The following is a 24,811-nucleotide window of genomic DNA, read 5'->3' on the forward strand; positions in this document are numbered from 1 at the left end:
CATGACCTGACCCCGGTTGCTGCTTAACGGCCGCCGCGGCCGGCGCTGATCAGGTAGTTCTGCATGGTCGCCTCGGCCACCGAAGCCCACTGGTTCTGGTCCTGGCGGAAACGCTTCCACGGCTCGTAGATCTTCTTGAATTTGGCGTTCTTGGCCGCTTCGTCGTTCATCACATCGTTGGCCGCCTTGTAGCATGCGTCCATCGTGTCTTTCGGGAAGTTGCGCAGCTTGACGCCGTTCTTCAGCAGACGCGCCAGCGCTACCGGGTTCTTGGCGTCGTACTCGGCCTGCATCACCACGTGCGCCTCATAGGTCGCCACTTCCAGCGCGGCCTGGTATTCCTTGGGCAGCTTTTCCCATTCCTTGATGCCGACATAGAACGAGAAATTAGCGCCCGCCTCCCACCAGCCCGGCGCGTAGTAGAACGGCGCCACCTTGTAGAAGCCCAGCTTTTCGTCATCGTACGGGCCAACCCACTCGGCCGCGTCGATGGTGCCCTTCTCCAGCGCCGGGTAGATGTCGCCACCGGCCAGCTGCTGCGGCACCAGGCCCAGACGCTCCATCACCTTGCCGGCGAAGCCGCCGATGCGCATCTTGGTGCCCTTCAGGTCGGCCACGGTCTTGACTTCCTTGCGGAACCAGCCGCCCATCTGGGTGCCCGAGTTCCCGCCCAAGAAGTTCATGATGCCGTAGCCCTTGAAGAACTCGCGCGTCAGGTCACGCCCGCCGCCCTGGTCGAACCAGGCCGTGTGCTGGCGCGACGTGAGGCCGAACGGCACCGCGCAGTCGAAGGCGAAGGTGGCGTCCTTACCGAAGTAGTAGTACGAAGCGCTGTGGCCCATCTCCACCGTGCCAGCTTGTACCGCATCCATCACCTGCAGGCCGGGGACGATCTCGCCGGCGGCGAAGCTGCGGATGTTGAATTTGCCGCCCGTGAGCTGGTGTACGCGGCGCGTGAAGGTGTCGGACGCGCCAAAGATGGTGTCCAGCGACTTGGGGAAGCTCGACGCCAGGCGCCAGTTGATGTTCGGTAGGGCGTCGGCCGCCAGGGCCGGTGCGGCGATCACGCCGGCGCCCGTGCCCGCTGCCGCTTTCTTCAGGAAGGAACGACGTTCCATGCTGGGTATCTCCTCTGTGTGTGTGAAGGCATAACGCTGATGCACGTCACAGTGTATGAGCAGTGGAGAAACCTTGCAACGAAAATAAAGACGGCCGCGCGAGGCGGCCGTGCTGCACTGCGGCGAATACGGACCGGTCGTCAGGCGCCGGCCACCACCATCTTCTCGATCAGGATGGAGCCGGTCTGCTTGGTGCCGCGCACCAGCACGTCCGCGCCCACGGCCACGATCTGGGCCAGCATGTCCTTCATGTTGCCGGCGATGGTGATCTCCTCCACCGGGTACTGGATCACGCCATTCTCGACCCAGTAGCCGGAGGCGCCGCGCGAGTAGTCGCCCGTCACGTAGTTGGTGCCCTGGCCCATCAGCTCCGTCACCAGCAGGCCGGTGCCCATCTTCTTCAGCATGGCGACAAAGTCGTCGGACGGCTTTGTATTGGACGAAGTGAGCGACAGGTTGTGCGAACCGCCCGCGTTGCCCGTGGTTTTCATGCCCAGCTTGCGGGCCGAATAGGTGGACAGGAAGTAGCCCTGCACCACGCCATCCTTGACCACGTCGCGCTTGACGGTGCGCACGCCCTCCTCGTCGAACGGGGCCGAACCGACGGCGCCGAGGATGTGCGGGTCTTCCGTGACCTGGATGTGGGACGGGAACACGGCCTTGCCCAGCGAATCGAGCAGGAAGGTGGACTTGCGGTACAGCGCACCGCCGGACGTGGCTTGCACGAAGGCGCCCAGCAGGCCGGCGGCCAGCGGCGCCTCGAACAGCACGGGGCAGGTGCGGGTGTCGATCTTGCGCGCGTTCAGGCGCGCCAGCGCGCGTTCGGCGGCGTAGCGGCCGATCGCCTCGGGCGAGGACATCTTGGCCGGATCGCGCACGGAGCTGTACCAGTCGTCGCGCTGCATCTTGGCGCCCTTGCCGGCGATGGGCGCCACCGACAGCGTGTGGCGCGAATAAGGATAACCGCCGATGAAGCCGCGCGAATTGGCCGACACGAAATGCGACTGCTGCACGTGCACGCCGGCACCCTCGCTATTGGTCACGCGCGGGTCGACGGCGAACGCCGCCGCCTCGGCGCGCTGGGCCAGCGCCACGGCTTCCTCGGTGCTGATATTCCACGGGTAGAACAGCTGCAGGTCTTGCGGGGCCATTTCCAGCATGTCGGCGTCGGCCAGGCCGGCGCAATCATCGTCGGCCGTGAAGCAGGCGATGTTGTAGGCCGCTTCCACCGTGGCGCGCAGGGCGGCCGGCGAAAAGTCGGAGGTGCTGGCATTGCCGCGCTTCTGGCCGATGAACACCGTCACGCCCATGCCCTTGTCGCGGTTCTGCTCGATCGTCTCGATCTTGCTCTTGCGGACCGAGACGGACAGGCCGCTGCCCTCGCTGATCTCGACCGCGCAATCGGTGCCGCCCTTCTCGCGGGCGTAGGCCAGCACGTCGCGCGCGAGCTGTTTCAATTGGTCCTGGGTATGGGTAAAAACGGAGTCGCTCATGTGGTGATTTCTTCGGATGACCGCTAAAACAGTTATCATAGCAGTCGTTTACAGTTTATAGGGGCGGCCTTGCGCCAAACCGCAAGTTAATATTATGGTAAATCCAAACCGCGGTGCCGTCGGCTACCAATCTTCCGAGTTCGAGCAGGAATACGAACGCCCATCCAAATCGGAGCTCAAGCGCCAGATGAACGCGCTGCAGGAGCTGGGCGAGGCGCTGGTGGCCGAGCCGCGCGACCGCGTCAAGCGCGTGCCCATGCCCGAGGACGTGCGCGAGGCCATCCTCGAATGCCAGACCATCACCAACCATGAAGGCCGGCGCCGCCAGATGCAGTTCGTCGGCAAGAAGATGCGCACGCTGGACGAGGCCGAAGTGGCCCTGATCCAGAAGACCATCGACGGCTGGAAAGGCGCCTCCAAGGCCGACACGGCCGCCATGCACGCGCTGGAACGGCGCCGCGAAAAGCTGCTGGCCGACGACAAGGCCCTGACCACCCTGCTGGCCGAAAACCCGGAGCTGGACGCGCAACATCTGCGCACCCTGATCCGCAACGCCCGCAAGGAGCAGGCCGAGAACAAGCCGCCAAAGGCCTACCGCGAGATCTTCCAGATCCTCAAGCAGATCGAGGCCAACAAGAACAAGCCGGCCGCCGCCGATGACGCGGCCGACGAAGACGACGAGTCCGGCGATGAGTAAGGACGTGGAACTGGTGATCGGCCTGGTGTCCGTGTCGGACCGCGCCAGCGGCGGCGTGTACCAGGACCAGGGCATCCCCGCGCTGCGCGACTGGCTCACGCGCGCTTTGACCACCCCGTTCCGGGTCGAGACCCGTTTGATCGCCGACGAGCGTCCGCTGATCGAAGCCACCCTGATCGAGCTGGTGGACCAGGCCCGCTGCCATCTGGTGCTGACCACGGGCGGCACCGGCCCGGCGCGGCGCGATGTCACGCCCGAGGCCACGCTGGCCGTGGGCAGCAAAGAAATGCCGGGCTTCGGCGAGCAGATGCGCCAGATCAGCCTGCGCTTCGTGCCGACCGCCATCCTGTCGCGCCAGACGGCCGTGATCCGCGAGACGGCCGACCACGCGGCCCTGATCATGAACCTGCCGGGCCAGCCCAAGGCCATCCAGGAGACCCTGGAAGGCTTGAAGGACGCCAGCGGCAACAGCATCGTGGGCGGCATCTTCGCCGCCGTGCCGTACTGCGTGGACCTGATCGGCGGCCCGTACATGGAAACCGATCCCGCCGTCTGCAAGGCGTTCCGGCCCAAGTCGGCGCTGCGCCCGGCCGCCACCTAAGCCACCTGAGCCACCTGACCCGCATGCGCCGGCGCGCGTTTGTTCAAGCCGTGCTGGCCGCCGGCGCGCTGGTCACCGTCCCGTCATATGCAAAGAAAGCAAGGAAACCCATGAGCACTCTGCTGCAAACCATCGACATCGAATCGGCCCCCAATCCCACCGTGGCCATCATCTGGATGCACGGCCTGGGTGCCGACGCCAACGACTTCGTGCCCATGGTGCGCGAACTGGACCTGGCCGGCCTGCCCGGCATCCGCTTCGTGTTCCCCAACGCCGAAATGATGCCCGTCACGATCAACGGCGGCTACGTGATGCGCGCCTGGTACGACATCGTGGCCACCGACCTGGGACGCCACGAGGACGAGAAAGGCTTGCGCACCTCGCAGGGCCAGGTGGAAGCGCTGATCGCGCGCGAGAACGCGCGCGGCATTCCGCTGGAGCGCATCATCCTGGCCGGCTTCTCGCAAGGCAGCGCGATGACGCTGCAAACGGGTCTGCGCCAGGCGGGCAAGCTGGCCGGCATGATGTGCCTGTCGGGCTACGTGCCGATCGCCGACAAGGCCATCGCCGAGCACACGGCCGCCAGCAAGGCCACGCCCATCTTCATGGCCCACGGCCGCATGGATCCGGTGGTGCCCGTGGCGCGCGCCGAACAGTCGCGCGACCTGCTCAAGCAACTGGGCTACAACGTGGAATGGCACGAGTACCCGATGCAGCACTCGGTGTGCCAGGAGGAAGTGGTGCACATCAGCGCGTGGCTCAAGCGCGTGCTGGCATAAGGCTGGCACCAGCGCCGGCGCCGGCGCATGATGCCCGGCGTTGGCCAGGCGCCCGCTTACCCTGGCCGGCCGCCGGCTAGGGCGCCAACGGCGCCGCGCGCGATGGTGGCGCGGGCGTCTGTGCCGCGTTCATCACCATCGCCAGAAAAGTGTAATAGCCATTTATCCCCATCAGGTCGACCACGCCGTGTTCGCCGAAGCGCGCCAGCGCGGCCGCATAGGTATCGTCGCCGACGCGCTGGCGCTGCTGCAGTTCGATGCAGAAGTCGTGCACCAGGGCCTCGTCCTCCGTCATGTTTTCCGGCCGCTGGCGCGCCGCGATGGCCTCGATGATGGCCGGCGCGATGCCGCTGTCCTGCGCGATGGGTGCATGGATGGCCCATTCCACCGGCTGACTCCACTGTCGCGCCGTCACCAGGATCGCCAGTTCCGACAGGCGCGTGCCGATGGCGCTGCGGTAGCGCAAATATTCGCCCATGCGCTGGGCTGCCTCCATCAATTCCGGACTGCGTATCAACGGCACGAACGGCCCGTACAGGGCACCACGCGGGCCGTCGATTACGGCTCGCGCCGCCACCTGCTGGGCGGCGCTGAGCTGGGCAAAGGGAATGGGTGGGAGGCGGTCTGTCATCGACATGCGGTCCTTAAGGAAGATGTAAAAATATTCGCCCATAGTCGGGTATATATCAACAGAACACAAGCCGTTCCCGTATATCTTCTGCTGTCCGTCATCCAATTCCGCACCCACACCCAGAGAACGTCATGAGCAAAAACAGCCACATCATCCACCGCAACCTGCGTCAACTTCCGCCCACCGCCGTCAGCGCCGCCGGCATACTGGTGCGCGACGCCAGCGGCAATAGCTATATCGACGCCAGCGGCGGCGCGGCCGTGTCGTCGCTGGGTCACGGCCACCCCGACGTGCTGGCCGCCATGCACGCGCAGATCGACCGCACCGCCTACGCCCATACGGGCTTCTTCACCACCGAGGTGGCCGAGGAACTGGCGGCCACGCTGGCGGCGGACGCGCCGGGCGACCTCGATCATGTCTACCTCGTGTCCGGCGGCTCGGAGGCGATCGAAACGGCGCTCAAACTGGCGCGCCAGTATTTCGTCGAGGCCGGCCAGCCGGAGCGCACCATGTTCATCGCCCGCCGCCAGAGCTACCATGGCAACACGCTGGGCGCGCTGGCCCTGGGCGGCAACGAGTGGCGCCGCCAGCATTTCGCACCGCTGCTGATGGACGTGGCGCGCGTCTCCCCCTGCTACGAATACCGCGACCGCGCGCCCGGCCAGAGCGTGGATGACTACACCTTGTCCCTGCTGGCGGAGCTGGAGGCATGCATCGTCGAGACGGGGCCGGAACGGGTGATCGCGTTTTGCGCCGAGCCTGTGGTGGGCGCCACCGGCGGCGCCGTGCCGCCCACGCCCGACTACTTCCGGGGCGTGCGCGCGCTGTGCGACAAGTACGGCATCCTGTTCATCGCGGATGAAGTCATGTGCGGCATGGGCCGCACCGGCACGCTGTATGCAATCGAACAGGAGGACGTGGTGCCGGACCTGGTGGCGCTGGGCAAAGGCCTGGGCGCCGGCTACGCGCCTATCGGTGCCGTGCTCGCACGCGCGCCCATCGTCACACGCCTGCGCGAAGGCAGCGGCGTGTTCCAGCACGGGCACACCTACATGGGCCATCCGGTGGCGGCGGCGGCCGCGCTGGCCGTGCAGCAGGTGATCCGGCGCGACGATCTGCTGTCACAGGTGGCCGCGCGTGGCGCTGCCTTGCGGGGCATGCTGGAACAAACGTTCGGCGCCCACCCGCACGTGGGCGACATCCGCGGGCGCGGCCTGTTTCTGGGATTGGAACTGGTGCGCGACCGGGACAGCAAGGAGCCGTTCGCGCCTGAGTTGAAACTGCACGCCGCCATCAAGGAGCAGGCCATGGCGTGCGGCCTGATGGTCTATCCGATGGGCGGCACCATCGATGGCCGGCGCGGCGACCATATCCTGCTGGCGCCGCCGTTCATCGCCACCGAGGCCGACCTGGCCGAAATCGTTTCGCGGCTGGACGACGCGCTGACGCGGGCGCTGGCCCGCGTCGGCTAGACTGAACTCAGCGCGCCTGCCAGGCGATAACGTCGGCCTGCTGTTCGCCCAGGCCGGCGATGCCCAGGCGCAGCTGGTCGCCCTTCTTCAGGAAGCGCTGCGGCTTGCGGCCCTGGCCCACGCCGGGCGGGGTACCGGTGGCGATGATGTCGCCCGGCTCCAGCGTCATGAACTTCGACAGGTAGCTCACCAGCTGCGCCACCGTGAAGATCATGGTCGCCGTGCTGCCAGTCTGCATGCGCTTGCCGTTCAGGTCCAGGTACAGGTCCAGCTGCTGCACGTCGTAGATGTCGTCCTGCGTCACCAGCCATGGGCCGACGGGGCCGAAGGTGTCGCAACCCTTGCCCTTGTCCCACTGCGGGCCGCGCTCCAGCTGGAATGCGCGCTCGGACACGTCGTTGACGACGCAGTAACCGGCCACGTACTTAAGCGCATCTTCCTCGCTCACGTATTGGGCGCGCGTGCCGATCACCACGCCCAGTTCCACTTCCCAGTCCGTCTTCTTGGAGCCTTGCGGCAGCATGATGGGATCGTCCGGGCCGTTCAGGCAGGAGGTGGCTTTCATGAACACGATCGGTTCCTTGGGCACGGGCATGCCCGATTCGGCCGCATGGTCCGAGTAATTGAGGCCGATGCCAATGAACTTGCCGACCTTGGCCAGCGGCACGCCGAAACGGGGATTGCCGCGCACGGCCGGCAGCGTCTCGGGATCGAGCTTGGCCAGCTTGCGCAGGGCCTTGGCTGACAGCTGTTCGGGGCCGATGTCGTCGATCACGCCCGACAGGTCGCGCAGCTTGCCGAAGTCGTCGATCAAACCTGGTTTCTCTTTGCCGGGACGGCCGTAACGCACGAGTCTCATACTTTTCCTTGGTTGCCTGAACGGGTAGCTTGAAGCCCGCCATTCTAACCGAAGGCTCAGCTAGTACACGCCCGCGCGCAACCACTTGTTGGCGATGATCTTGGTGCCGCACACCACGGGGCAGCCCGCGTGCAGCGTCTGCTGGTCCGGCCGGCGGCTGGCGTCCGTGTTGAGGAAGAACAGCGCGTTGCCCTTGCGGGGAAAGACTTCCAGGCCGATGTTGGGAAACGCCGTGCCGCCGCCCTGCTCCACGTCGCTCAGGTAGAGGATGAAGGTGGCCAGCCGCTGGCCGCCGCGCCGCAGGTGGGCGCGGTGGCCGTCCGAGTCGGGATTGAGCCAGTCGAAATGGGGACGGTATTCCTGCGCCACGCCGTATTTCTGCAGCTGGAACGGTTCGCCGCGCTCCACCGGCCACTGGGCGATCACGGCCAGCCGCTGTTCGATGCGGTCGGCCAGCGCGCACTCGCCGCGCTGGATGAAGGCCATCTCGCTGGTGCGCCCGTCATGCACGGTGCTGGCGCCGTCCTCCTCGCTGGTGACGGTGGAGCGCGCGTAGCGCCCGTCGCAATGGGCCACGATGGCGTCGCACTCGTCCTCGCCCAGCACGTTCCCCAGCAGGACCACGCGCGGCTGGCGCAGCGCGCACAGGATGTCGACCGCGCGGTCGTCCACGGCCAGCCGGTTGCTGGACGTGTCCACTTGCGGCATGCCTTCGCGCTGGCCCAGCGCCGCGAGCGAATCGGCGCCCAGTGCTTCGCCAATGGCGGCGCGCGCGAACGCCATGCTGTACTGGCCGGAGCGGGCCATGCTGTCGGCCATGTCGTGCGGGCTGCACGCCCGCGCCAGGTTGTCCCTGATCCAGGCCTGCCAGTCGGGTGGCAGGGTGGCGAACACGGAAGTGGTCATGTGCTACCTCCCCAGTAGAGTGCAGTGTCAGTGCGCCGGACTGCCGGATGGAAGGTTGATTTTACCCCCATGCGCCGCACCCGCGCGCACCGGCGTGCGCGGGCGCCACTGGCGCCACACAAAACGCAACAGTCCCGGCAACTGCAGCGCCACCAGCACGGCGAAGCCGCAGCGGTAGGCCACAGCCGGGTACTGGTGCAGCAGGTTGGCCTGCCAGCAGCCCACCAGTTGCCCGAAGCCGGCCTGCACGGCGAACGCGCCCAGGAAGATCAGCAAATTCAGGCAGGTGGCCGCCCGTCCCGTGAGGGCTGGCGGCATGCTTTGCGCGACGATCGCGTATTCGATGCCGGTGATGGTGCCCACCAGCGTGAACAGCACCGAAAGCAGCTGGTAGCTGGGCGCGTAGCCGATCACGAAGCCCAGCTGCACGGCGATGAACAGCGCGATGCCGGCCGCCGCCACCGTCAGCGGCCGCACGCCGCGCCGCCCGGCCCATTCCGTCACCATGCCGACGAAGATGGCGCCGAAGATGATGGCCGCCATGCCCAGGTACAGCAGGTAGCCCACGGCCGCGTCGGAGAAGCGCGCCACGTCGCTCAGCCAGCGCCCTATCCACAAGCCCTGCATGCCGAAGAACACCGTGTGCGGCACCAGCACCAGCGCCGCCGTCTCGCGGAACGCGGGATGGCGGTACACGGCCAGCACGGCCTCGCGCGTGAGCGGCGCGCCGCGGGTGGGCGGCGGCGCCGGCGACAGCAGGTGGATCAGCAGGCCGATGGCGGCCGCCGCCAGTCCCAGGCCGATGAACAGGCCGCGCCAGTCCGTGTAGTGCAGCGCCAGCCGCACCGGCAAGGTGGCCGAGGCGGCGCCCAGCCCGCCCACGGCGATCAGGTAGCCGTGCACGGAGGGCAGCCTGGCCGGCGCGATCCAGGTCGAGATGGCCTTGACGGCCGACATGAAGCAGCCGCCCAGTCCAAAGCCGATCACGGCCCGCGCCCAGACCAGTTCGCTGAAGTTGCGCCCGCCCGAGAAGGCCAGCGCGCCCAGCGCCGCCACCAGCAGCAGCACCGGCTGCACGCGGCGCGGGCCCCAGCGGTCCAGCGCCATCCCCACCGGCAGCTGCACCACCGCGAACGCGAAGAAGAAGGCGCTGGTCAGCAGGCCGAGCTGGCCGGGCGTGAGGCCCAGCGCGGCCACCAGCTGCGGCGCCAGCATGGCGTTCACGGTGCGCATCAGGCAGGACAGGTAATGCCCGAGCGCGAATGGCAGGAACACCAGGCAGAACATGGCCAGCCCGCCCAGCTGGCCCGGTTGCCGCGTGGGCGTGGCCATGGCGCGCGCCCTAGGCCACGTTGCTGTGGACCGCGCAGGCGCCGCCGCCATCGTCCTCGTGGCGGACCGGCGTGAGCGGGATCACCTTGCGCGGCGCGGACGGATGGCCGTCGCCTTCCGTCTCGAAGAAGAATTTGTCGCGGCCGAAGGCGGGGCGCAGGTCGTCCATCCACGTCGCCTGCGGGTCGTAGCGCGCGTAGAACGGCTTGCGCACCCAGTCGGCGTTGCGGGCCTGCAGGAACTGCAGCGCGAACACCTTCTCGCCGCCGATGTGGGCCACGCCGTCGATCACCACCTTGCCAGGGAAGGCGCTCATGGACGGCCCGCGCACCGTGCGCGCCAGGCCCGACACCATCTGGTAGGCGGCCTGGAAGATCTCGTGTGCCTTCACCAGCGGCAGCTGGAAATATTCGCGCGGCCCCGTGTCGCGCTCGACGAACATGTAATACGGGATGGCGCCCAGCCGCACGCCGGTCTGCCACAGCTCGGCCCAGCTCTTCGGGTCCTCGTTGATGTGGCGGATCAGCGGCCCCTGCATGCGCAGCGTGGCGCCGGTGCCGACGATGCGCTTGACGGCTTGCTGGGCGATGGGTTGGCGCAGTTCCACGGCGTGGTTGTAATGGCCCATGATGGCCATGTTCTTGCCGCTGGCGACCACGCGCTCGAACAGGCGCAGCAAGTCGTCCGCGTCGGCATCCGTCACGAAGCGCTGCGGCCAGTAGGCCACTGACTTGGTGCCGATGCGGATGTTCTGGATGTGGGCCAGCTCCGGCACCAGCAGCGGTTCGATGTAGGCCGCCAGCGAGCGCGTGTTCATGATGAGCGGATCGCCGCCCGTGATCAGCACGTCCGTCACCTCCGGGTGCAGCTTCAGGTACGCGGCCAGCTCGTTCGATTCGCGCGCGTCGAACTTCATGTCGTCCATGCCCACGAACTGGGGCCAGCGGAAGCAGAAGGTGCAATAGGCGTGGCAGGTCTGGCCGGCGCTGGGGAAGAACAGCACCGTCTCCTTGTACTTGTGCTGCAAGCCCTTGAGCGGCGCGTCGTTCACGCGCGGCACGTTGTGCGTCATCTGGCCGGCCGGGTGGGGGTTCATGCGCATGCGGATCTCGCGCACCAGCTTGACCAGCGCGGCCTGGTCGGCGCGCCCCAGCACCAGCTCGCGCAGCCGCGCGTACTCGTGCGCCGGCAGCATGTCGCGGTGCGGGAAGGTGAGCCGGAAGATGGGATCGTCGGGGATGTTGCTCCAGTCGATCAAATGGTCCATCACATAGGCGTTGGTGCGGAACGGCAGCACGTGCGACACCACCTGCACGGCTTCGCGCAACTCGGGCGCCATGGCGGCCCACTGGGGCGCCTGGGCGATGGTCTGGCGGATATAGGGCTTGAACTTGACGGCGGCGGCTTCGGTGGTCATGGCGTGCTCCTGTGGCGATGGGGTGGCCGGGAATTCCATGCTAGGCCGTGGCGTGCGCCTGGGGTTGCCGCACATCAACTAGCTGCTTGAAAAGTTGCGCTGCGGAATAAGTCTTTGACTTGCCCCGCCCACCGGCGCCGCACCCGACCACGCGCTTGCGATAGCGCAAATGGGAGGCGGCACGGGCGGCGTACAGTACGTCATGCGCACAGGCAACATTTCCCCTACTCCGCCCCCCCCCACCAAGGATCGCCATGAACCGCTTACCACGCTCCGCCGCCCTCGCCATCGTGCTGACCGGGCTGGCCGGCGCGGCCCACGCCGCCGCCGAACCGACTGAAAAAGACGCCATCGCCATGGCCGAACGGGGCGCGGCCTTCATGAAAAGCCACGGCCGCGACGAAATGATGAAGCGCATCAGCGCCAAAGACCCCGACTTCGTGCAGGGCACGCTGTACGTGGATATGCGCGACCTGCACACCGGCATCGTGCTGGCGCATCCGATCACCCCCTCCATCGTCGGCAAGGACTTGCTCGACGTGCCTGACGCCAGCGGCAAGCGCTACCGGCGCGACATCATCGAGCTGGCCCAGAAACAGGGCAAGGGCTGGGTCGACTACCAGTACCGCAACCCCAGCAACGGCAAGATCGAACCGAAGACCACCTACATCCTGCGGGTGGGCGACGTGGTGCTGGAAGCGGGCATCTACAAAAAATAATCCATCTGGTCCGGGAGCCGCCATGCTGAAGCAACTGAGGATAGGTCCGAAACTGCTGCTGGCGCCCGGCCTGGTGCTGGTGCTGCTGATGTGCACCTCGGGCGCCGGCTACTACGGCATGGTGCGCCAGAACGCGTCGCTGGAAAACCTGGTGCAGGTGCGCGCCGCGCGCCTGAAGGCGGCGGCCGACGTGGGTGGCGAAGCCAAGCACGCGCACGCCAACATCTACCAGTTGCTGGCCTGGACCAACGGCAGCTTCGCCCAGGACCGCATCGACGCGCTGGCCCGCGAGCTGCGCGGCCGCCACGCCGCCATCGCCGACCAGCTGGCGGCGCTGGCGCGGGTGGCCGATCCGGCCGAGCGCCCCTTCGTGGACGCCTCGGCCGAGGCGCTGGCGGCCTACCGCAAGGCCGTGCGCGAGACCATGGAAATCGCCCAGGTGGACCAGTCGATCGCGGCCAACTCCATGGCCAAGGCCGAGCAGCAGTTCAGCCGCCTGAACGGCGCGCTGGCCAAGCTGGCAGCGCTGGAGCAGCAACTGAGCGTGCAGGCCCACGGGCGCGCCAAGGCCGAATTCCACACGCTGGGCCTGACCATGGCCGGCCTGCTGGCGCTGTCGGTGGCGCTGTCGCTGGTGGTGACGATGCGGGTGCGCGGCGCCATGCTGCGCGACATCCAGGCCATCGCCGCCGTGGTGGTAAAGCTGGCCGCCGGCAAGCTGGCGCCCGGCCGCGGCAACGATGGCCACGACGAGATCGCCCACACGGCCCGCCTGCTCGACGGCACCATGGAGCAGCTCAGCGCCACCTTGCGCACCATCCTGGCCGCCGTGCAGAACATCGACCTGGCCGCGCACGACATCGCCAGCGGCAACCTGGACCTGTCGAACCGCACCGAGCGCCAGGCCGGCTCGCTGGAGCAAACGGCCAGCGCCATGGACAGCCTGACCGTGGCCGTGCGCGACAACGCAGCCCACGCGCAGCAAGCCTGCCAGCTGGCCGACGGCGCCTCGCAACTGGCCGAACGCGGCGGGGCGGCCATGGGCGAGGCCGTGGAGACGATGGAGTCGATCCGCGCCGGCGCCAGCCAGATCGTCGACATCACGGGCGTGATCGACGCCATCGCCCTGCAGACCAACATCCTGGCCCTGAACGCGGCCGTGGAGGCGGCCCGCGCCGGCGAGCAGGGACGCGGCTTCGCCATCGTCGCAGCCGAAGTGCGCACGCTGGCCCAGCGCTCGGCCGCCGCCGCCAGCCAGATCAAGGGCCTGGTGGCCGCCTCCGTGGCCACCATCGACACCGGCGGCGCCTCGGTGCGCCAGGCCGGCGAGCGCATGGGCGAGCTGGCCGCGTCGGTGCGCCAGGTGAACGACATCATCCGCCGCATCAGCAGCGCCAGCGCCGACCAGGCGCAGGGCATCGCGGAAGTGAACCAGGCCATGGTCCAGATGGACGAGATGACCCAGCAGAACGCGGCGCTGGTGGAACAGGCCGCGGCGGCGGCGGCCAGCCTGCAGGAGCAGACGGAAAACCTGACCCAGGCGGTGGCCGTGTTCCAGCTCGACGACGACGCGGCGGAAAGCGTCCCCGCAGCCACCCCGGCCGCAATCTTGCCACCCCGGCCACAACCGTTGCGGCCGACGCCGGCAAGCATGACAAATGGCTATCAAAACCGGCCGCCACAGGTCCGCCGCGCCTGAAAATCCAGCATCTTCTGCAGATTTTCACGCCAAAGCCGCGCAATGGGGGGCGGGAAGCGGCGATAATCGGAACTGCGCGGACTCAGCGCCAGGCGCCCGGCTGGTTTATAGTGCTGGTTTTGGCGCCGCGCCGCTTTCGCCGCCGTCGCCGTCCTGTAACCCGATAACCATCATGACCCCAGCCGCAGCCCCAGCCTTGCCAGTCGAAAACACGGTGGAAGACGCCCTGCTGCGTTCCATCCGCATCCCGCCTCGGCCCAGCCTGCTGGTCGACCTGCAGCAGGAGCTGGCCGAGCCGGACCCGTCGCCGCGGCGCATCGCGCGCATCATCGGCAACGACGTGGGCATGTCGGGCGCCCTGCTCAAGCTGGCCAATTCGCCGTTCTACGGGGCCGGGCGCAAGGCCAAGTCGGTGGAGCAGGCCATCAACTTCCTCGGCATCAACCACTGCGCGGCCCTGCTCACGGGCTTGCTGGCCAAGCAAGCCATCGAAGGCGACGGCGCCACCCTGGAACAGTTCTGGGAAACTTCGGCCCGGCGCGCCCAAGCCCTGGTGTACACCTCGCGCCAGTTGCGCATCGCCCCGCCCGACATCGCCCACACCTTCGGCCTGTTCTGCGACATCGGCGTGCCCTTGCTGATGAATCGCTTCCCCGGCTACGTCGACACCTTCGCCGCCGCCAGCAACGACCCGGTGCGCCGCTTCACGGAAGTGGAGGATGCGCGCCACCAGACCAACCACGCCGCCATCGGCTGCCTGCTGGCGCGCAACTGGGGCCTGTCGCCGGACGTGTCGTGGGCCATCCTGCTGCACCACGACTACCGCGTGCTGGACGACCCGGCCACCGACGACGCCGTGCGCTCGCTGGTGGCGCTGTCGGTGCTGGCCGAAAAAGGCATCCAGCGCTACCATGGCAACCCGGTCTCGCTGGAGTGGGACAAAGGCGGCGCGCCGGCCTGCCGCCACCTGGGCCTGTCCGAGGACGAGACGGCCGACCTGCTGGACGAGCTGCACGAAACTTTTCACAACGAGCGCTGACACGACCCTGTCGCCTGCGCCGGGGCCGCCTTTGCGGCCCTTTCATTTCAGGAAACCATGCCAAAAAACAAGCGCCCCGTGCCCCGCAAACCGGCCGACACGCCCGAACACAAGGATGAACTGCTGACCCGCAACCTGTGCGAACTGGCGCTGGAGCTGGCCGAGCAGGAAGACCCGGACACCATGAGCGAGCTGCTGCGCCAGCGCGAGACCACCTTCCACAAGCTGGTGCGCAAGCTGCTCAACCAGCACAAGGACGAGGTGCTGTACGGCGCCGTCGAGCTGGCCAAGTACGAGGACGTGGGCGCCTACCACTACCTGCGCGACGCCATCGAGGAGGCGGCCGGCACCGTGCTGCTGCGGCGCGACAACGCGCCCGAGCTGGAGATCGACGCCTTCGCCATCCCCGTGTTCGTGCACAGCACGGGCGGCCTGGAGGCTGCCCACGAGTTCCAGGATCCGGAGGCCTACGACGCCCTGCTGGCCAGCTTCAAGCAGGCCGAACTGGAAAGCCCCAAGGCGAAGGTGGTGCTGATCGGCCACGCCTACGACCTGGGCGAGATCGACCGCATTACCTACAGCGCACTGCACGAGATGGTGCGCGACGCGGCCACTTCGATGATGGAGAAGAAACTGGTGCCCACGCCGGCCATCGAGCGCAGCCTGGCCGGCTGGACCGCCACCAGCTTCGGCCCCGATGACGCGGCCGTGGAACTGCGCTTCCTGGTCGGATTCGCGCTCAAGCGGGCGGACGATCCGTTCTACCGGGTGCCGTCCGATGAGGCGGCGGCCGACGCCTATTTTGCGCGCCGCATGGAACGCTACCAGCGCTGGACCGAGCAATACGGCCCGCTGGTACGGCGCTGCCTGGCCGGGGTGCGGCCGGTGGAACTGAACTTCCTGTATCAGGACCTGTTCTTCGGCGCCAAGCAGCAGGGCGTGGCCGAACACGACATGCTGCAGATGCTGGCCACGCTGAACCAGGCGCTGGCCGCGCGCGGTGCCGACGCGGCCCAGGCCACGGCCATCGTCGGCCCGGCCGATGTCGACCATGAGATGCAGTTGCGCACCTGCCTGTACCTGGACGGCGCCCAACTGGCCGCCTACGACAAGCCGCTGGACCTGGGCGCCGACCTGGAGACGGAAGTGGCCGACGTGCGCGACGCGCTGGCCAGCATCGGCCTGCGCCAGCTGTCGGTGGCCATGAAATTCGGCCCCGATGGCGTGCCCGTGGCGCCCCAGGCGCTGTAACGTCCGGGCCGATCGGGACGCACCCGCGGCCGTTTGACAGTGGCCGGGGAGCCGAGGATACTTGGCCTCACCAGCGGCTCCCGGCCGCGGCCTGGGCGGCGCAGGCGAACAGCTCCGCCGTACAAGATCGGCGCCCCACGCGGACGCCGCGGAGGAGATCGTCATGTTGAGCCGCCTTGTTATCCTGTGCGCCGCGCTGTTGTCCGGCTGCGCCAGCCTGTCCCCGGAGCGCGTCGCCAGTGCCCCGCCCGCGCGCCTGTTCCAGGACCAGTTGTTCGCCCCACCGTCGGCGCCCGTCAGCACCGACCAGCTGTTCACCGTCACGCCCGCCATGGAAGCGTATCTGCAGGAACAAGTGCTGCACCAGCAGCATGGCAAGGACAAGCGCCAGGCCTTGTTCGACGCCCTGTACCGGCGCGACAAGCTGCAACTGGAATACGATTCGGCCATCACCCGCAACGCCCAGCAAACCTTCGAGGCGCGGCGCGGCAACTGCCTGTCGCTGGTCATCATGACGGCCGCGCTGGCCAACAAGCTGGGGCTGGAAGTGCAATACCAGCGCATTACCATGGATGACGCCTGGAGCCGCAGCGGCAACCTGTATTTCTCCAGCGGCCACGTCAACCTGATCCTGGGGCAGCCCAAGCTGGACATGAGCCGCGGCTACAACGCGGCGCAATACATGACGGTGGACTTCATCCCCATCCCGGCGCTGGCCAAGCAGCAGGCCCAGCCGCTTGAGGAGCGCACCGTGGTGGCCATGTACATGAACAACCGGGCCGCCGAACTGCTGGTGCAGAACAAGCTCGACGACGCCTACTGGTGGGCCCGCGGGGCCGTGGCGCAGGACCCGGGCTTCCTCAACGCCTACAACACGCTGGGCGTGGTCTACCAGCACCACGGCGACCTGGCGCCGGCCGAGCAGGTGTTGCGCTACGCCTGGAACCAGGCGCCCGACAACACTGTGTTCCTGTACAACCTGGCCCAGTCGCTGGGCGAAATGGGCCGCACGCAGGAGGCGCAGGCACTGCGTTCGCGGCTGGCCCAGCTGGAACCGTACCCGCCGTTCTATTTCTTCAACCAGGGCCAGCAAGCCATGCGGGCCGGCGACTACGCGCGCGCACGCGACCTGTTCCAGCGCGAACTGGACCGTTCGCCCGACTACCATGAGTTCCACTTCTGGCTGGCCGTGGCCTCGTTCAAGCTGGGCGACCTGGCGCGGGCCGACATCCACATGAAGCAGGCCATGGAGAATAGCACCACGCGCGGCGACCACGACCTGTACGCGGCCAAGCTGGACCGGCTCAAAGCGTATGAGGCGCAGACCAGCCGGCAATAAATACGCCTTGGCCCGGCCGGGCCGCGCAGGATGGGTGTTGCATCGGCACCTGGATGGCTTGACAGGATGTTGCGCATGCGCAACAATTGCAAAATAAATAAACTGTCCGCCCAAGGATAACGCCATGCAACGACTCTGGTCCGCTCTCACGCTCGCCTCCCTGTTGACTGCCTGCGGCGGTGGCGGGGGCGGCAGCACAAGCGGCACGCCAGTGCCGGCCAGCAACGCGGCGCTCACCTTCAGTCCGGACAAGGTCGCCATCTCGGCCGTCGCCGGCACCTCGGCCACGGCCACCGTCAATGCGGCCGTGGCGCGGCCCACCGATTTCAACGGCGCCACCGTCTACCCGGTCCTGGTCGACGGCGCCGGCGTGCTGCTGCCCAACGCGCAACTGGTGCAGGACAGCGGCCAGGCATATCACGCCACCTTGCAGACGGCGCCCACGCTGGCCGCCGGCAGCTACCAGGGCAATTTCACCGTCAAGCTGTGCCGCGACAGCGCGTGCGCCAGCCAGTTCCCCGGCTCGCCCATGCTGCTGCCCTACGCGATCGACGTGGCGCCAGCCGGTTCGGTGCCGTTCGGCGCCAGCAGCGCCGTTCCATTGACGGTCACCATGCACCAGGGCGGCGCCGTGCCGGCCCCGGCCACCATCAACGTGCAGGCCACGGGCCGCAGCTGGAGCGCGGCCAGCGGCGCCGCCTGGCTTAGCCTGAGCAGCACCGGCGGCAGCGGCAACGCCACCATCACCGCCACCTATGCGGCCGCCAGCCTGGCGGCCGGCCAGTACAACACCAATATCACGCTGACGGCCAGCGACGGCGCGGTGGCCACCGTGCCCGTGGCGCTGACGGTACTGGCGCCGGGCTTCCAGGTCAGCAGCGACGGGGTCGCGTTCACGGCCGTCAATGGCGCGCCCATCGCGCCCCAGGACGTGCAGATCGGCACCGACAACGCCCAGGCCACGCGCTGGAGCGCCAGCAGCAGCGCCGGCTGGCTGCGCGCCAACCCCAGCCAGGGCTACACCCCTACCACGACCACGCTGTCCATCGATCCCACGGTCGGCCCGCTGGTGAGCGGCAACTACAACGCCACGCTGTCGCTGACTGCCACCGGCCTCGCGACGCGCCAGTTGCCGGTGTCGCTCAAGCTGTTGCCGGCCACGTTGCTGGCGTCGAGCACCACGGTCACGCTGGGCGGCACCTACGGGCGCGACTTCACGCCGCGCAGCGTGACCCTGAGCCTGAACACGGGCAGCAACCTGTGGCCGTGGCGGCTCGCCGCACTGCCCGCCTGGGCCAGTGCCAGCCCGCTCACGGGCACCGTGGGCGCCGGCGGCAGCACCATCGTGCTCACGCCCAGCCCGGCACTGGCGCCGGCCGGCGGCACCACGACCTCGCTGCTACCCTCGGTGACCGTCAACGGCGACCTGGTGGCCGCGCCCATCACGCTGGCCATCAACAAGGACCAGCACAAGCTGCTGCCGGCCGTATCGGGCGTGGCCCTGAGCGCAACGCCCGGCTGGTCGCGCCTCACGCGCACCATCGCCATGGTCGACAACTACGGCCAGGCGCCCAACTGGACCGCCAGCAGCAACCAGGCATGGCTGACCGTCAGCGGCAGCGGCGCCAGCCTGGTCCTGACGGCCGACCCCAGCAGCCTGGTCGCCGACACCATCAACCTGGCCACCGTCACCGTGTCGCCCACCGACGGCACCATGGTGGGGCCGGCGCCGATCCAGGTGGCGCTGTGGAAAGGCTCGACCAATCCCGCCGCGCCCGTCTCGCCCCATCCGCTGTACCGCAACATCGTGGCCGACCCGGTCCAGCCGCTGGTGTACGCCCACAACGGCGGCACCAGCGTCGACATCTACAACGTGTACACGGGCCTGCAGGTGGGCACCATCTCGGGCTTCGGCGGCACCCTTGGCGACATGGCCGTGTCGGCCGATGGCGCGCGGCTCTATGCCTACGACCTCGACAACGCCAGGCTGGAAGTGCGCGCGCTGGCCAGCAAGGCCGTGCTGGGCCGCTGGGCGCTGGCGCACAAACCGGACCGCACGTCGCGCCTGGCCCTGATGCGGCCCAACGGCGTGGACCTGGTGGCGCTCAACGACGGCAGCATCTTCAACGCCAGCGGCAAGCTGCTGACCACCCTGCCGATCCAGGGCGGCACGCTGAGCGCGGCGGCCGACGGCAAGCGGCTGTATGTGCAGGACGAGGATGGCACGGGCATCCACCTGGCCACCTACGCCATCGATTACGCCAACCTGGCCGGCGGCACCCTGTTCGCGGCGCAACTGCCGGCCGCCACCCGCGTGGGCAATGGCAGCGGCGGCCAGGACATCGCCGCCAGCGCCGATGGCAGCGTGCTGTACGCGGCCAGCAGCAGTCCCACCCAGTGCAGCGTGCTGGGCACGAACGACCTCGGCACGCTGTCCTACCTGCCCAGCGGCAACAACGCGCCCGACAACGTGGAAGTGGGCAGCGATGGCCGCGTCTATTGCGGCGTGGCCGGCAAGACGGCGCCGGCCGATGTGTGGGTCTACAGCGCGGCCGGCGTGCTGCAACGCCAGCTCAAGTTCGTCCCCGTGGGACGCCAGCTGGCCCCGCGCCAGATGGCGATCTCGGGCGACGGCTTCATGCTGATCGGGCTCAACGACGACGGTGTGCTCAACATCGTGCCGGTGGGGCCGTGAGCGCCATGCGCCACGGCGGTCCGGCTTACTTCACCTTGCGCAGGTAAGCGCGCAAACCATGCGTGAGCAGGAAGGGGAACACGCTGGCATGGTCCTCCCCGGCAAACACTTCCAGCCGCGTTCTCAGGCCCGGGTAGCGGTGCGACGTCAGCGCCGCATCGAAATCCCGGAGGTCGGCCACCATGTCGGCGTCGGCCTCGTTGCGCGCGCGCCGCTTGCCGGCCGGTAGCGTCTCCAGTCCGCCGATGCCGAAATAGACCGAGGCGGGCAGATCACGGTGCGCTTGCGCATACCCCTGCTCGCGCCCGAACATCACACCGCCGTCGTACCACAGCGACGGGCTGCCGAGGATGTAGTGGGCGAACGTGCCGGGACGGGTCAGCAGCACCTGCAGGCCAAGCAGGCTGCCATAGGAGTGGCCGATGAACACCGCGCGGCCCATGTCGGCACGGTACTGCGCCACGATCACGGGGAACACCTCAGCGGCGATGAAGCGACCATAGGCGTCGGCCTGGCCGAATGCCGGCGCGCGGCCCGGCATGTCCGAGACGTAGTGTTCGGTGCGCGGCACCGATGGCGTGTAATCGCGGCGCCGGCTGTACACCGGGCCGTCGCCCCTGGCGTACGACAGCCCGACCACGATGGCCTCTTCCAGACCAGCGTGTTTGCTCAGCCGTTGCGCGATGCTGCGCACCACGGGAAACGCGTAGTTGGCATCGACCACGAACAACACCGGATAGCGCCGCTGCGACGTGCGGTAGGACTCGGGCAAGGCCACGTAGAGCTGGTAGTCGCGGTCCAGCGCGCGGGCATGGATGTCGCGCACCTCGGTGTCGTCGAGCTGGTAGGGCGTGGATGCGGCGGCGCCGCCGGCCAGGCAGCAAAGAAGGATCAGGTTCAGGATGTGTTTCAAGTGCGCTCCATCGGGTTGCAGGACTGCGAACCATTTTTGCGCAGCCCGCAGCACCGGGCAGCAGCCGGGTGATGAAACGCCGGTTCCGCGTGACGACCGCCGCCGGTCCCGCCTTACCGGCGCCATGGGCCGCTGCTATACTTTTGCGGATGACGGACCGCCCCTACTTCAAGAACGCGAAAGCCCTCGCCATCACGGTGCTGCTGTGGACCGCGATCAGCGCGCTGGGCGCGCTGCAGACCTACAGCGACAATCTGCGTGTCGGCCGCTCCAGCCACTATCCGACCCTGCTGGTCACCTGGTTCATCGAATACGCGCTGCCGCTGATCGCGCTGAGCGCGGGCCTGAGCGCGGCGCTGGCGCGCTGGCCGGCGCTGATACGGCGCCCGCGCAACGTGGTGGCGCTGTTCCTCGGCCTGGTGCTGGTGTTCCAGCCGGCGCAATGGACCTACATGGCCTGGCTGCGCGGCTATCTGCATATCGCCAGCCTGGACGACGCCAGGCAGCTGCTGTTGAAGATGCTGCTGGTGGGCTGGTTCTCGACCACCGGCACCTTTGCCGCCATCCTGGCGATCGCCTACTTCCGCCAGGCGCGCGAGCGCGAGCTGGCCTGGCAGCGCTCGCAGACCGACATGCTCAACCTGCGGCTGGCGCTCGAGGAGCAGCGCATGCTGGCCCTGTGCGCGCAGCTCGAACCACACTTCCTGTTCAACGCGCTCAACGCCATCAGCGCGCTGGTGCGGGGCGGCGACAAACCGCTGGCGCTCGGTGGCATCGGCCGCCTCAGCGACCTGCTGCGCTACGCGCTGGCGGCCAGCGGCCGCAACACGGCGACGGTGGCAGATGAACTGCGCTTCGTCCACGATTACCTGGCCTTGCAGCGCCTGCGCTACGGCGACCGTCTGCGCGTGCACATCGACGGCGACGGCGACCTGCTGCACGACGTCGCCTGCCCGCCGTTGCTGCTGCAGCCCTTGATTGAGAACGCCCTGCGCCACGACCTCGATTGCCATGAGGGGCCAAGCGACATCCGCCTGTCGTTCGCGCGCGATGGCGACACCCTGTCCGTCCGGGTGACGAACCCGATCAGCGCCCAGGCCTCGCCCAATCCCGGCACCGGGCTGGGGCTGGCCAACACGCGCGACCGCCTGCGACTGATGCATGAAGGCGCGTCGCTGCGTGCCGCTGCGCACGACGGCCGCTTCGTGGCAGAAGTGCGCCTGCCCTTGGTGGACTAGCGCCATGACCGTGCACTACCTGATCGTCGATGACGAGGCGCCCAGCCGGGCCAACCTGCGCATGGCGCTGGCCGCGCATCCGGACTGGGTGCTGGCCGCCGAATGTAGCAGCGCCGCCTGCGCGCGCGCGGCGCTGGACAGCCGCGCCATCGACATGATCCTGCTCGACATCCAGATGCCCGCCGAATCTGGCCTGGCGCTGGCGCGCGAGATCTGCCGGATGCCGGAGCCGCCGCTGATCATCTTCGTCACTGCCTACGGCGAGCACGCCATCGAAGCGTTTGAAGTGCATGCGCTCGATTATCTGTTAAAGCCGCTCGACGACGCCCGGCTGGCGCAGGCCGTGGAGCGCGCCACCGCCATGCTGCGCCAGCGCCAGCGCGAAGCCTACGGCGCGGCCGTCCGCGACTACGTCGACGGCGGCGACACCCAGCCCATCGCGCATGTCAACGTGCGCTCGGTGGGCCGCATCGAGCGCATCCTCGTGGACGAAATATTGTGGGTGGAATCGGCCGGCAATTACGTGGAGCTGCATATGGCATCGCGCACGGTGCTGCACCGGATCACGCTCAACCGCCTGGAAGCGCAGTTGCCCGCCGAAGCGTTCCTGCGCGTGCACCGCAGCGCCATCGTCCGGCGCGATCAGATCGCCAGCCTGGAAACCAACGGCGAAGGCAGCTACCGCCTGACGCTGCGCTGCGGCGGCGCCGTACCGGTCAGCGAGCGCTATCTGGCCGCGCTCAGGGCGTCCATGTGACGAGGGGCCGGAAGGCTGGGATGGCCGCGCTGTCGCAGGCACCGGCGTGTTCGGTAAGCTCTGCTTCACCGTGAACCAATTACTGGAGTCAGCTTTGAACATCTTCCCGAAAACCTGCCTGAGCATCGCGCTGGCCGCCCTGTCCAGCGCACCGAATCCAAGCCAGGCCGCCGATCCCGCCCTGCTCCGCACGGCGGTCGACCGCATCATCACGCCGCTGATGGCGCAGTACCAGGTGCCGGGTATGGCCGTCGCTGTGACGGTCGATGGCCAGACCATGTTCTTCAACTATGGGCTGGCATCGAAAGAAGCCAAGGCGCCGGTCAGCGAGCACACGCTGTTCGAGCTGGGCTCCGTCAGCAAAACGTTCACGGCGACGCTGGCCAGCCATGCCATCGACCAGGGCAAGCTGTCGCTCGACGATCATCCCGGCAAGTACATGCCGCAGCTGAAAGGCAGCGCGGTCGACCGGGCCAGCGTACTCCATCTTGGCACCTATACGGCGGGCGGCTTCCCGCTGCAATTCCCGGACGAGGTGGCGGCCAACGACGACGCGCAGATGCTGACCTACTTCCGCAACTGGAAGCCCGACGCGGCGCCCGGCACCCAGCGCCGGTATTCCAATCCCAGCCTGGGCCTGTTCGGCCACGTGACGGCGCTGGCGCTGCACACCGATTTTCGCGCCGCGATGGAGCAGCAGTTGTTCCCCGCGCTCGGCTTACGGCATAGCTACATCCAGGTGCCGGACAGCGCGATGTCCGACTATGCATGGGGCTACGACAGGAACGACCACCCGGTGCGGGTGCGGCCCGACGTGTTCGCTGCGGAGACGTATGGTGTGAAGTCCACCTCGGCCGACATGATCCGTTTTGTGCAAGCCAACATCGCGCCGGAGCGGCTGGCGGAGCCGATGCGGCGCGCGGTCGAAGGCACCCACATCGGCTATTTCGATATCGGTGAGATGCGGCAAGGCCTGGGCTGGGAACAATATCGCGCGCCCGTGACGCTGGAGCGCCTGCTGGCCGGCAATTCGGAAACGATGATCAACGACGCCAATCCCGCCACGGCGCTGACACCGCCCCAAGCGGCGCCACGCGGCACACTGTTCAACAAGACCGGCTCGACGCGGGGCTTCGGCGCTTACGTGGCGTTCGTGCCCGAGCAGAAGATCGGCATCGTGATGCTGGCGAATAAAAGCTTCCCCATCCCTGCGCGGGTGAAGGCCGGCTACGAGATCCTGCAGCAGCTGCGGTAAGGCGCAGGTGCGTGGGATGCGGGTCAGCACCCGCGAAGCTGGCGCCACAGTTCCAGCTTCTTCTCATACGGCAAGGTATAAGCCGGACTGCTCGATGGGAGTGCGACGATCTGGTAAGCGGCTGCATGGTCGCCCAATATTTTCAATCCCAGTTTGGCGGCCGTCCCGCCGTTGAAGGCGATGATCCGGATCTGGGGGAATCGTGCGAGTAACCCCGGCAAATCATTGTCCGCACGCGCACGGATCTGGCTGTCGAGGCTGCCCTGCCGGTGCGCCTCGGCCACCACGTCCCACAGGCCCACGCCATGATCGAGCAAAGTGCGCAGGCGCGCCCGATAATCGGCGCGGACCAGATCGACGCCCAGCACTTCGCTCATGAGATGCCAGAACCGATTCTGAGGGTGCCCGTAGTATTCCTGGATCTCCAGCGATTTATCGCCCGGCAGGCTGCCCAGCATCAAGAGACGGGTACGCGCGTCGACAACAGGATCGAAGCATTGTTTGCGCGCGGTTTGATGCTGGCTCGATGGTGTCATGCCTTGGTTCCGGCAAGTGATTGCCCCTGAAAGAGGGGTGGATCGTGACACGAACGCACTGCGAA

The 24,811-nt window shown here is 67.8% G+C and carries 22 protein-coding genes; 13 read left to right on the top strand and 9 right to left on the bottom strand.

Features of this window, described 5'->3' with window-relative positions; genetic code table 11:
* Window positions 1-23: 23 nt before the first annotated feature.
* Both H3H37_RS21265 and pmbA read right to left on the bottom strand, forming a co-directional pair.
* A complete protein-coding gene (locus H3H37_RS21265) occupies window positions 24-1,118 on the bottom strand; it encodes a TRAP transporter substrate-binding protein (protein WP_182166253.1) in 1,095 nt (364 codons plus the stop codon).
* Window positions 1,119-1,258: 140 nt separating this feature from the next.
* Window positions 1,259-2,611 (bottom strand): metalloprotease PmbA, encoded by a 1,353-nt coding sequence (gene pmbA / locus H3H37_RS21270; RefSeq protein WP_182166255.1) that lies wholly within the window; start codon window positions 2,609-2,611, stop codon window positions 1,259-1,261.
* Between the two features lie 94 nt (window positions 2,612-2,705).
* Between pmbA and yjgA the strand changes: the two genes are divergently transcribed.
* From yjgA to H3H37_RS21285, 3 genes are all read left to right on the top strand, one after another.
* Entirely contained in the window at window positions 2,706-3,308 is a 603-nt protein-coding gene (gene yjgA / locus H3H37_RS21275) for a ribosome biogenesis factor YjgA (RefSeq protein WP_182166257.1), read from the top strand.
* Complete coding sequence (mog, locus tag H3H37_RS21280; protein ID WP_182166259.1) at window positions 3,301-3,909, top strand: molybdopterin adenylyltransferase; 609 nt, start codon at window positions 3,301-3,303, stop codon at window positions 3,907-3,909. Before yjgA ends, mog begins: the two co-directional genes overlap by 8 nt.
* Window positions 3,910-4,019: 110 nt before the next feature.
* Complete coding sequence (locus tag H3H37_RS21285; protein ID WP_182166261.1) at window positions 4,020-4,688, top strand: alpha/beta hydrolase; 669 nt, start codon at window positions 4,020-4,022, stop codon at window positions 4,686-4,688.
* A gap of 76 nt (window positions 4,689-4,764) precedes the next feature.
* On the opposite strand, the gene H3H37_RS21290 is transcribed toward H3H37_RS21285, so the two are convergent.
* Complete coding sequence (locus H3H37_RS21290; RefSeq protein WP_182166263.1) at window positions 4,765-5,319, bottom strand: carboxymuconolactone decarboxylase family protein; 555 nt, start codon at window positions 5,317-5,319, stop codon at window positions 4,765-4,767.
* A 131-nt stretch (window positions 5,320-5,450) separates the two neighbouring features.
* Between H3H37_RS21290 and H3H37_RS21295 the strand changes: the two genes are divergently transcribed.
* Window positions 5,451-6,791, top strand: coding sequence for an aspartate aminotransferase family protein (locus H3H37_RS21295; RefSeq protein WP_182166265.1), 1,341 nt, complete (start codon window positions 5,451-5,453; stop codon window positions 6,789-6,791).
* Window positions 6,792-6,798: 7 nt separating this feature from the next.
* Here the strand turns inward: H3H37_RS21295 and H3H37_RS21300 are convergent, their stop codons facing one another.
* From H3H37_RS21300 to H3H37_RS21315, 4 genes are read right to left on the bottom strand one after another with little or no spacing between them, the layout of a single operon-like run.
* On the bottom strand, window positions 6,799-7,650 hold the full coding sequence (locus H3H37_RS21300; RefSeq protein ID WP_182166267.1) for a fumarylacetoacetate hydrolase family protein: 852 nt from the start codon (window positions 7,648-7,650) through the stop codon (window positions 6,799-6,801).
* Window positions 7,651-7,710: 60 nt separating this feature from the next.
* On the bottom strand, window positions 7,711-8,556 hold the full coding sequence (locus H3H37_RS21305) for a prolyl hydroxylase family protein (protein ID WP_182166269.1): 846 nt from the start codon (window positions 8,554-8,556) through the stop codon (window positions 7,711-7,713).
* A gap of 27 nt (window positions 8,557-8,583) precedes the next feature.
* Window positions 8,584-9,888, bottom strand: coding sequence for an MFS transporter (locus H3H37_RS21310; RefSeq protein ID WP_182166271.1), 1,305 nt, complete (start codon window positions 9,886-9,888; stop codon window positions 8,584-8,586).
* A 10-nt stretch (window positions 9,889-9,898) separates the two neighbouring features.
* Window positions 9,899-11,305, bottom strand: coding sequence for a KamA family radical SAM protein (locus H3H37_RS21315; protein WP_182166273.1), 1,407 nt, complete (start codon window positions 11,303-11,305; stop codon window positions 9,899-9,901).
* Window positions 11,306-11,559: 254 nt separating this feature from the next.
* On the opposite strand from H3H37_RS21315, the gene H3H37_RS21320 reads away from it, so the two are divergent.
* From H3H37_RS21320 to H3H37_RS21345, 6 genes are all read left to right on the top strand, one after another.
* Window positions 11,560-12,024, top strand: a complete 465-nt coding sequence (locus H3H37_RS21320; RefSeq protein WP_182166275.1) for a cache domain-containing protein — start codon at window positions 11,560-11,562, stop codon at window positions 12,022-12,024.
* 22 nt (window positions 12,025-12,046) lie between these two features.
* Entirely contained in the window at window positions 12,047-13,723 is a 1,677-nt protein-coding gene (locus H3H37_RS21325) for a methyl-accepting chemotaxis protein (protein ID WP_182166277.1), read from the top strand.
* Window positions 13,724-13,895: 172 nt separating this feature from the next.
* Window positions 13,896-14,762 (top strand): HDOD domain-containing protein, encoded by an 867-nt coding sequence (locus H3H37_RS21330; protein ID WP_182166279.1) that lies wholly within the window; start codon window positions 13,896-13,898, stop codon window positions 14,760-14,762.
* A 57-nt stretch (window positions 14,763-14,819) separates the two neighbouring features.
* Window positions 14,820-16,013: a DUF2863 family protein gene (locus tag H3H37_RS21335; RefSeq protein WP_182166281.1), complete on the top strand. Its 1,194-nt coding sequence runs from the start codon at window positions 14,820-14,822 to the stop codon at window positions 16,011-16,013.
* Window positions 16,014-16,176: 163 nt separating this feature from the next.
* Complete coding sequence (locus tag H3H37_RS21340) at window positions 16,177-17,352, top strand: tetratricopeptide repeat protein (protein ID WP_182166283.1); 1,176 nt, start codon at window positions 16,177-16,179, stop codon at window positions 17,350-17,352.
* Window positions 17,353-17,476: 124 nt separating this feature from the next.
* Complete coding sequence (locus tag H3H37_RS21345) at window positions 17,477-20,047, top strand: YncE family protein (protein WP_182166285.1); 2,571 nt, start codon at window positions 17,477-17,479, stop codon at window positions 20,045-20,047.
* Between the two features lie 25 nt (window positions 20,048-20,072).
* Here H3H37_RS21345 and H3H37_RS21350 read toward each other — a convergent pair whose 3' ends face one another.
* A complete protein-coding gene (locus tag H3H37_RS21350; RefSeq protein WP_220456521.1) occupies window positions 20,073-20,960 on the bottom strand; it encodes an alpha/beta hydrolase in 888 nt (295 codons plus the stop codon).
* 71 nt (window positions 20,961-21,031) lie between these two features.
* Between H3H37_RS21350 and H3H37_RS21355 the strand changes: the two genes are divergently transcribed.
* From H3H37_RS21355 to ampC, 3 genes are all read left to right on the top strand, one after another.
* The gene (locus H3H37_RS21355; protein WP_229218949.1) at window positions 21,032-22,198 is read left to right on the top strand and encodes a sensor histidine kinase; all 1,167 of its coding nucleotides are present in this window, start codon (window positions 21,032-21,034) and stop codon (window positions 22,196-22,198) included.
* Window positions 22,199-22,202: 4 nt separating this feature from the next.
* Window positions 22,203-22,955: a LytR/AlgR family response regulator transcription factor gene (locus H3H37_RS21360; protein WP_182166291.1), complete on the top strand. Its 753-nt coding sequence runs from the start codon at window positions 22,203-22,205 to the stop codon at window positions 22,953-22,955.
* A gap of 94 nt (window positions 22,956-23,049) precedes the next feature.
* Window positions 23,050-24,210 carry a class C beta-lactamase gene (gene ampC, locus H3H37_RS21365; RefSeq protein ID WP_182166293.1) on the top strand — a complete coding sequence of 387 codons (1,161 nt, stop codon included), beginning with the start codon at window positions 23,050-23,052 and terminating at the stop codon, window positions 24,208-24,210.
* Window positions 24,211-24,233: 23 nt separating this feature from the next.
* Here ampC and H3H37_RS21370 read toward each other — a convergent pair whose 3' ends face one another.
* Entirely contained in the window at window positions 24,234-24,746 is a 513-nt protein-coding gene (locus H3H37_RS21370; protein WP_182166295.1) for a DNA-deoxyinosine glycosylase, read from the bottom strand.
* Window positions 24,747-24,811: the final 65 nt, after the last annotated feature.

It is taken from the genome of Rugamonas brunnea (genome assembly GCF_014042345.1).
GTDB classification, from domain to species: Bacteria; Pseudomonadota; Gammaproteobacteria; order Burkholderiales; family Burkholderiaceae_D; genus Rugamonas; species Rugamonas brunnea.

Bases quoted from the DNA above. Each gene is read 5' to 3' on its own strand.
- H3H37_RS21305 (WP_182166269.1), bottom strand. From the start codon at position 8,556: ATGACCACTTCCGTGTTCGCCACCCTGCCACCCGACTGGCAGGCCTGG.
- H3H37_RS21285 (WP_182166261.1), top strand. From the start codon at position 4,020: ATGAGCACTCTGCTGCAAACCATCGACATCGAATCGGCCCCCAATCCC.
- H3H37_RS21310 (WP_182166271.1), bottom strand. From the start codon at position 9,888: ATGGCCACGCCCACGCGGCAACCGGGCCAGCTGGGCGGGCTGGCCATG.
- H3H37_RS21345 (WP_182166285.1), top strand. From the start codon at position 17,477: ATGCAACGACTCTGGTCCGCTCTCACGCTCGCCTCCCTGTTGACTGCC.
- H3H37_RS21320 (WP_182166275.1), top strand. From the start codon at position 11,560: ATGAACCGCTTACCACGCTCCGCCGCCCTCGCCATCGTGCTGACCGGG.
- H3H37_RS21340 (WP_182166283.1), top strand. From the start codon at position 16,177: ATGTTGAGCCGCCTTGTTATCCTGTGCGCCGCGCTGTTGTCCGGCTGC.
- H3H37_RS21335 (WP_182166281.1), top strand. From the start codon at position 14,820: ATGCCAAAAAACAAGCGCCCCGTGCCCCGCAAACCGGCCGACACGCCC.
- mog (WP_182166259.1), top strand. From the start codon at position 3,301: ATGAGTAAGGACGTGGAACTGGTGATCGGCCTGGTGTCCGTGTCGGAC.
- H3H37_RS21370 (WP_182166295.1), bottom strand. From the start codon at position 24,746: ATGACACCATCGAGCCAGCATCAAACCGCGCGCAAACAATGCTTCGAT.
- H3H37_RS21300 (WP_182166267.1), bottom strand. From the start codon at position 7,650: ATGAGACTCGTGCGTTACGGCCGTCCCGGCAAAGAGAAACCAGGTTTG.
- H3H37_RS21325 (WP_182166277.1), top strand. From the start codon at position 12,047: ATGCTGAAGCAACTGAGGATAGGTCCGAAACTGCTGCTGGCGCCCGGC.
- H3H37_RS21355 (WP_229218949.1), top strand. From the start codon at position 21,032: ATGAAACGCCGGTTCCGCGTGACGACCGCCGCCGGTCCCGCCTTACCG.
- pmbA (WP_182166255.1), bottom strand. From the start codon at position 2,611: ATGAGCGACTCCGTTTTTACCCATACCCAGGACCAATTGAAACAGCTC.
- H3H37_RS21330 (WP_182166279.1), top strand. From the start codon at position 13,896: ATGACCCCAGCCGCAGCCCCAGCCTTGCCAGTCGAAAACACGGTGGAA.
- H3H37_RS21295 (WP_182166265.1), top strand. From the start codon at position 5,451: ATGAGCAAAAACAGCCACATCATCCACCGCAACCTGCGTCAACTTCCG.
- H3H37_RS21290 (WP_182166263.1), bottom strand. From the start codon at position 5,319: ATGACAGACCGCCTCCCACCCATTCCCTTTGCCCAGCTCAGCGCCGCC.
- H3H37_RS21360 (WP_182166291.1), top strand. From the start codon at position 22,203: ATGACCGTGCACTACCTGATCGTCGATGACGAGGCGCCCAGCCGGGCC.
- H3H37_RS21315 (WP_182166273.1), bottom strand. From the start codon at position 11,305: ATGACCACCGAAGCCGCCGCCGTCAAGTTCAAGCCCTATATCCGCCAG.
- H3H37_RS21265 (WP_182166253.1), bottom strand. From the start codon at position 1,118: ATGGAACGTCGTTCCTTCCTGAAGAAAGCGGCAGCGGGCACGGGCGCC.
- yjgA (WP_182166257.1), top strand. From the start codon at position 2,706: ATGGTAAATCCAAACCGCGGTGCCGTCGGCTACCAATCTTCCGAGTTC.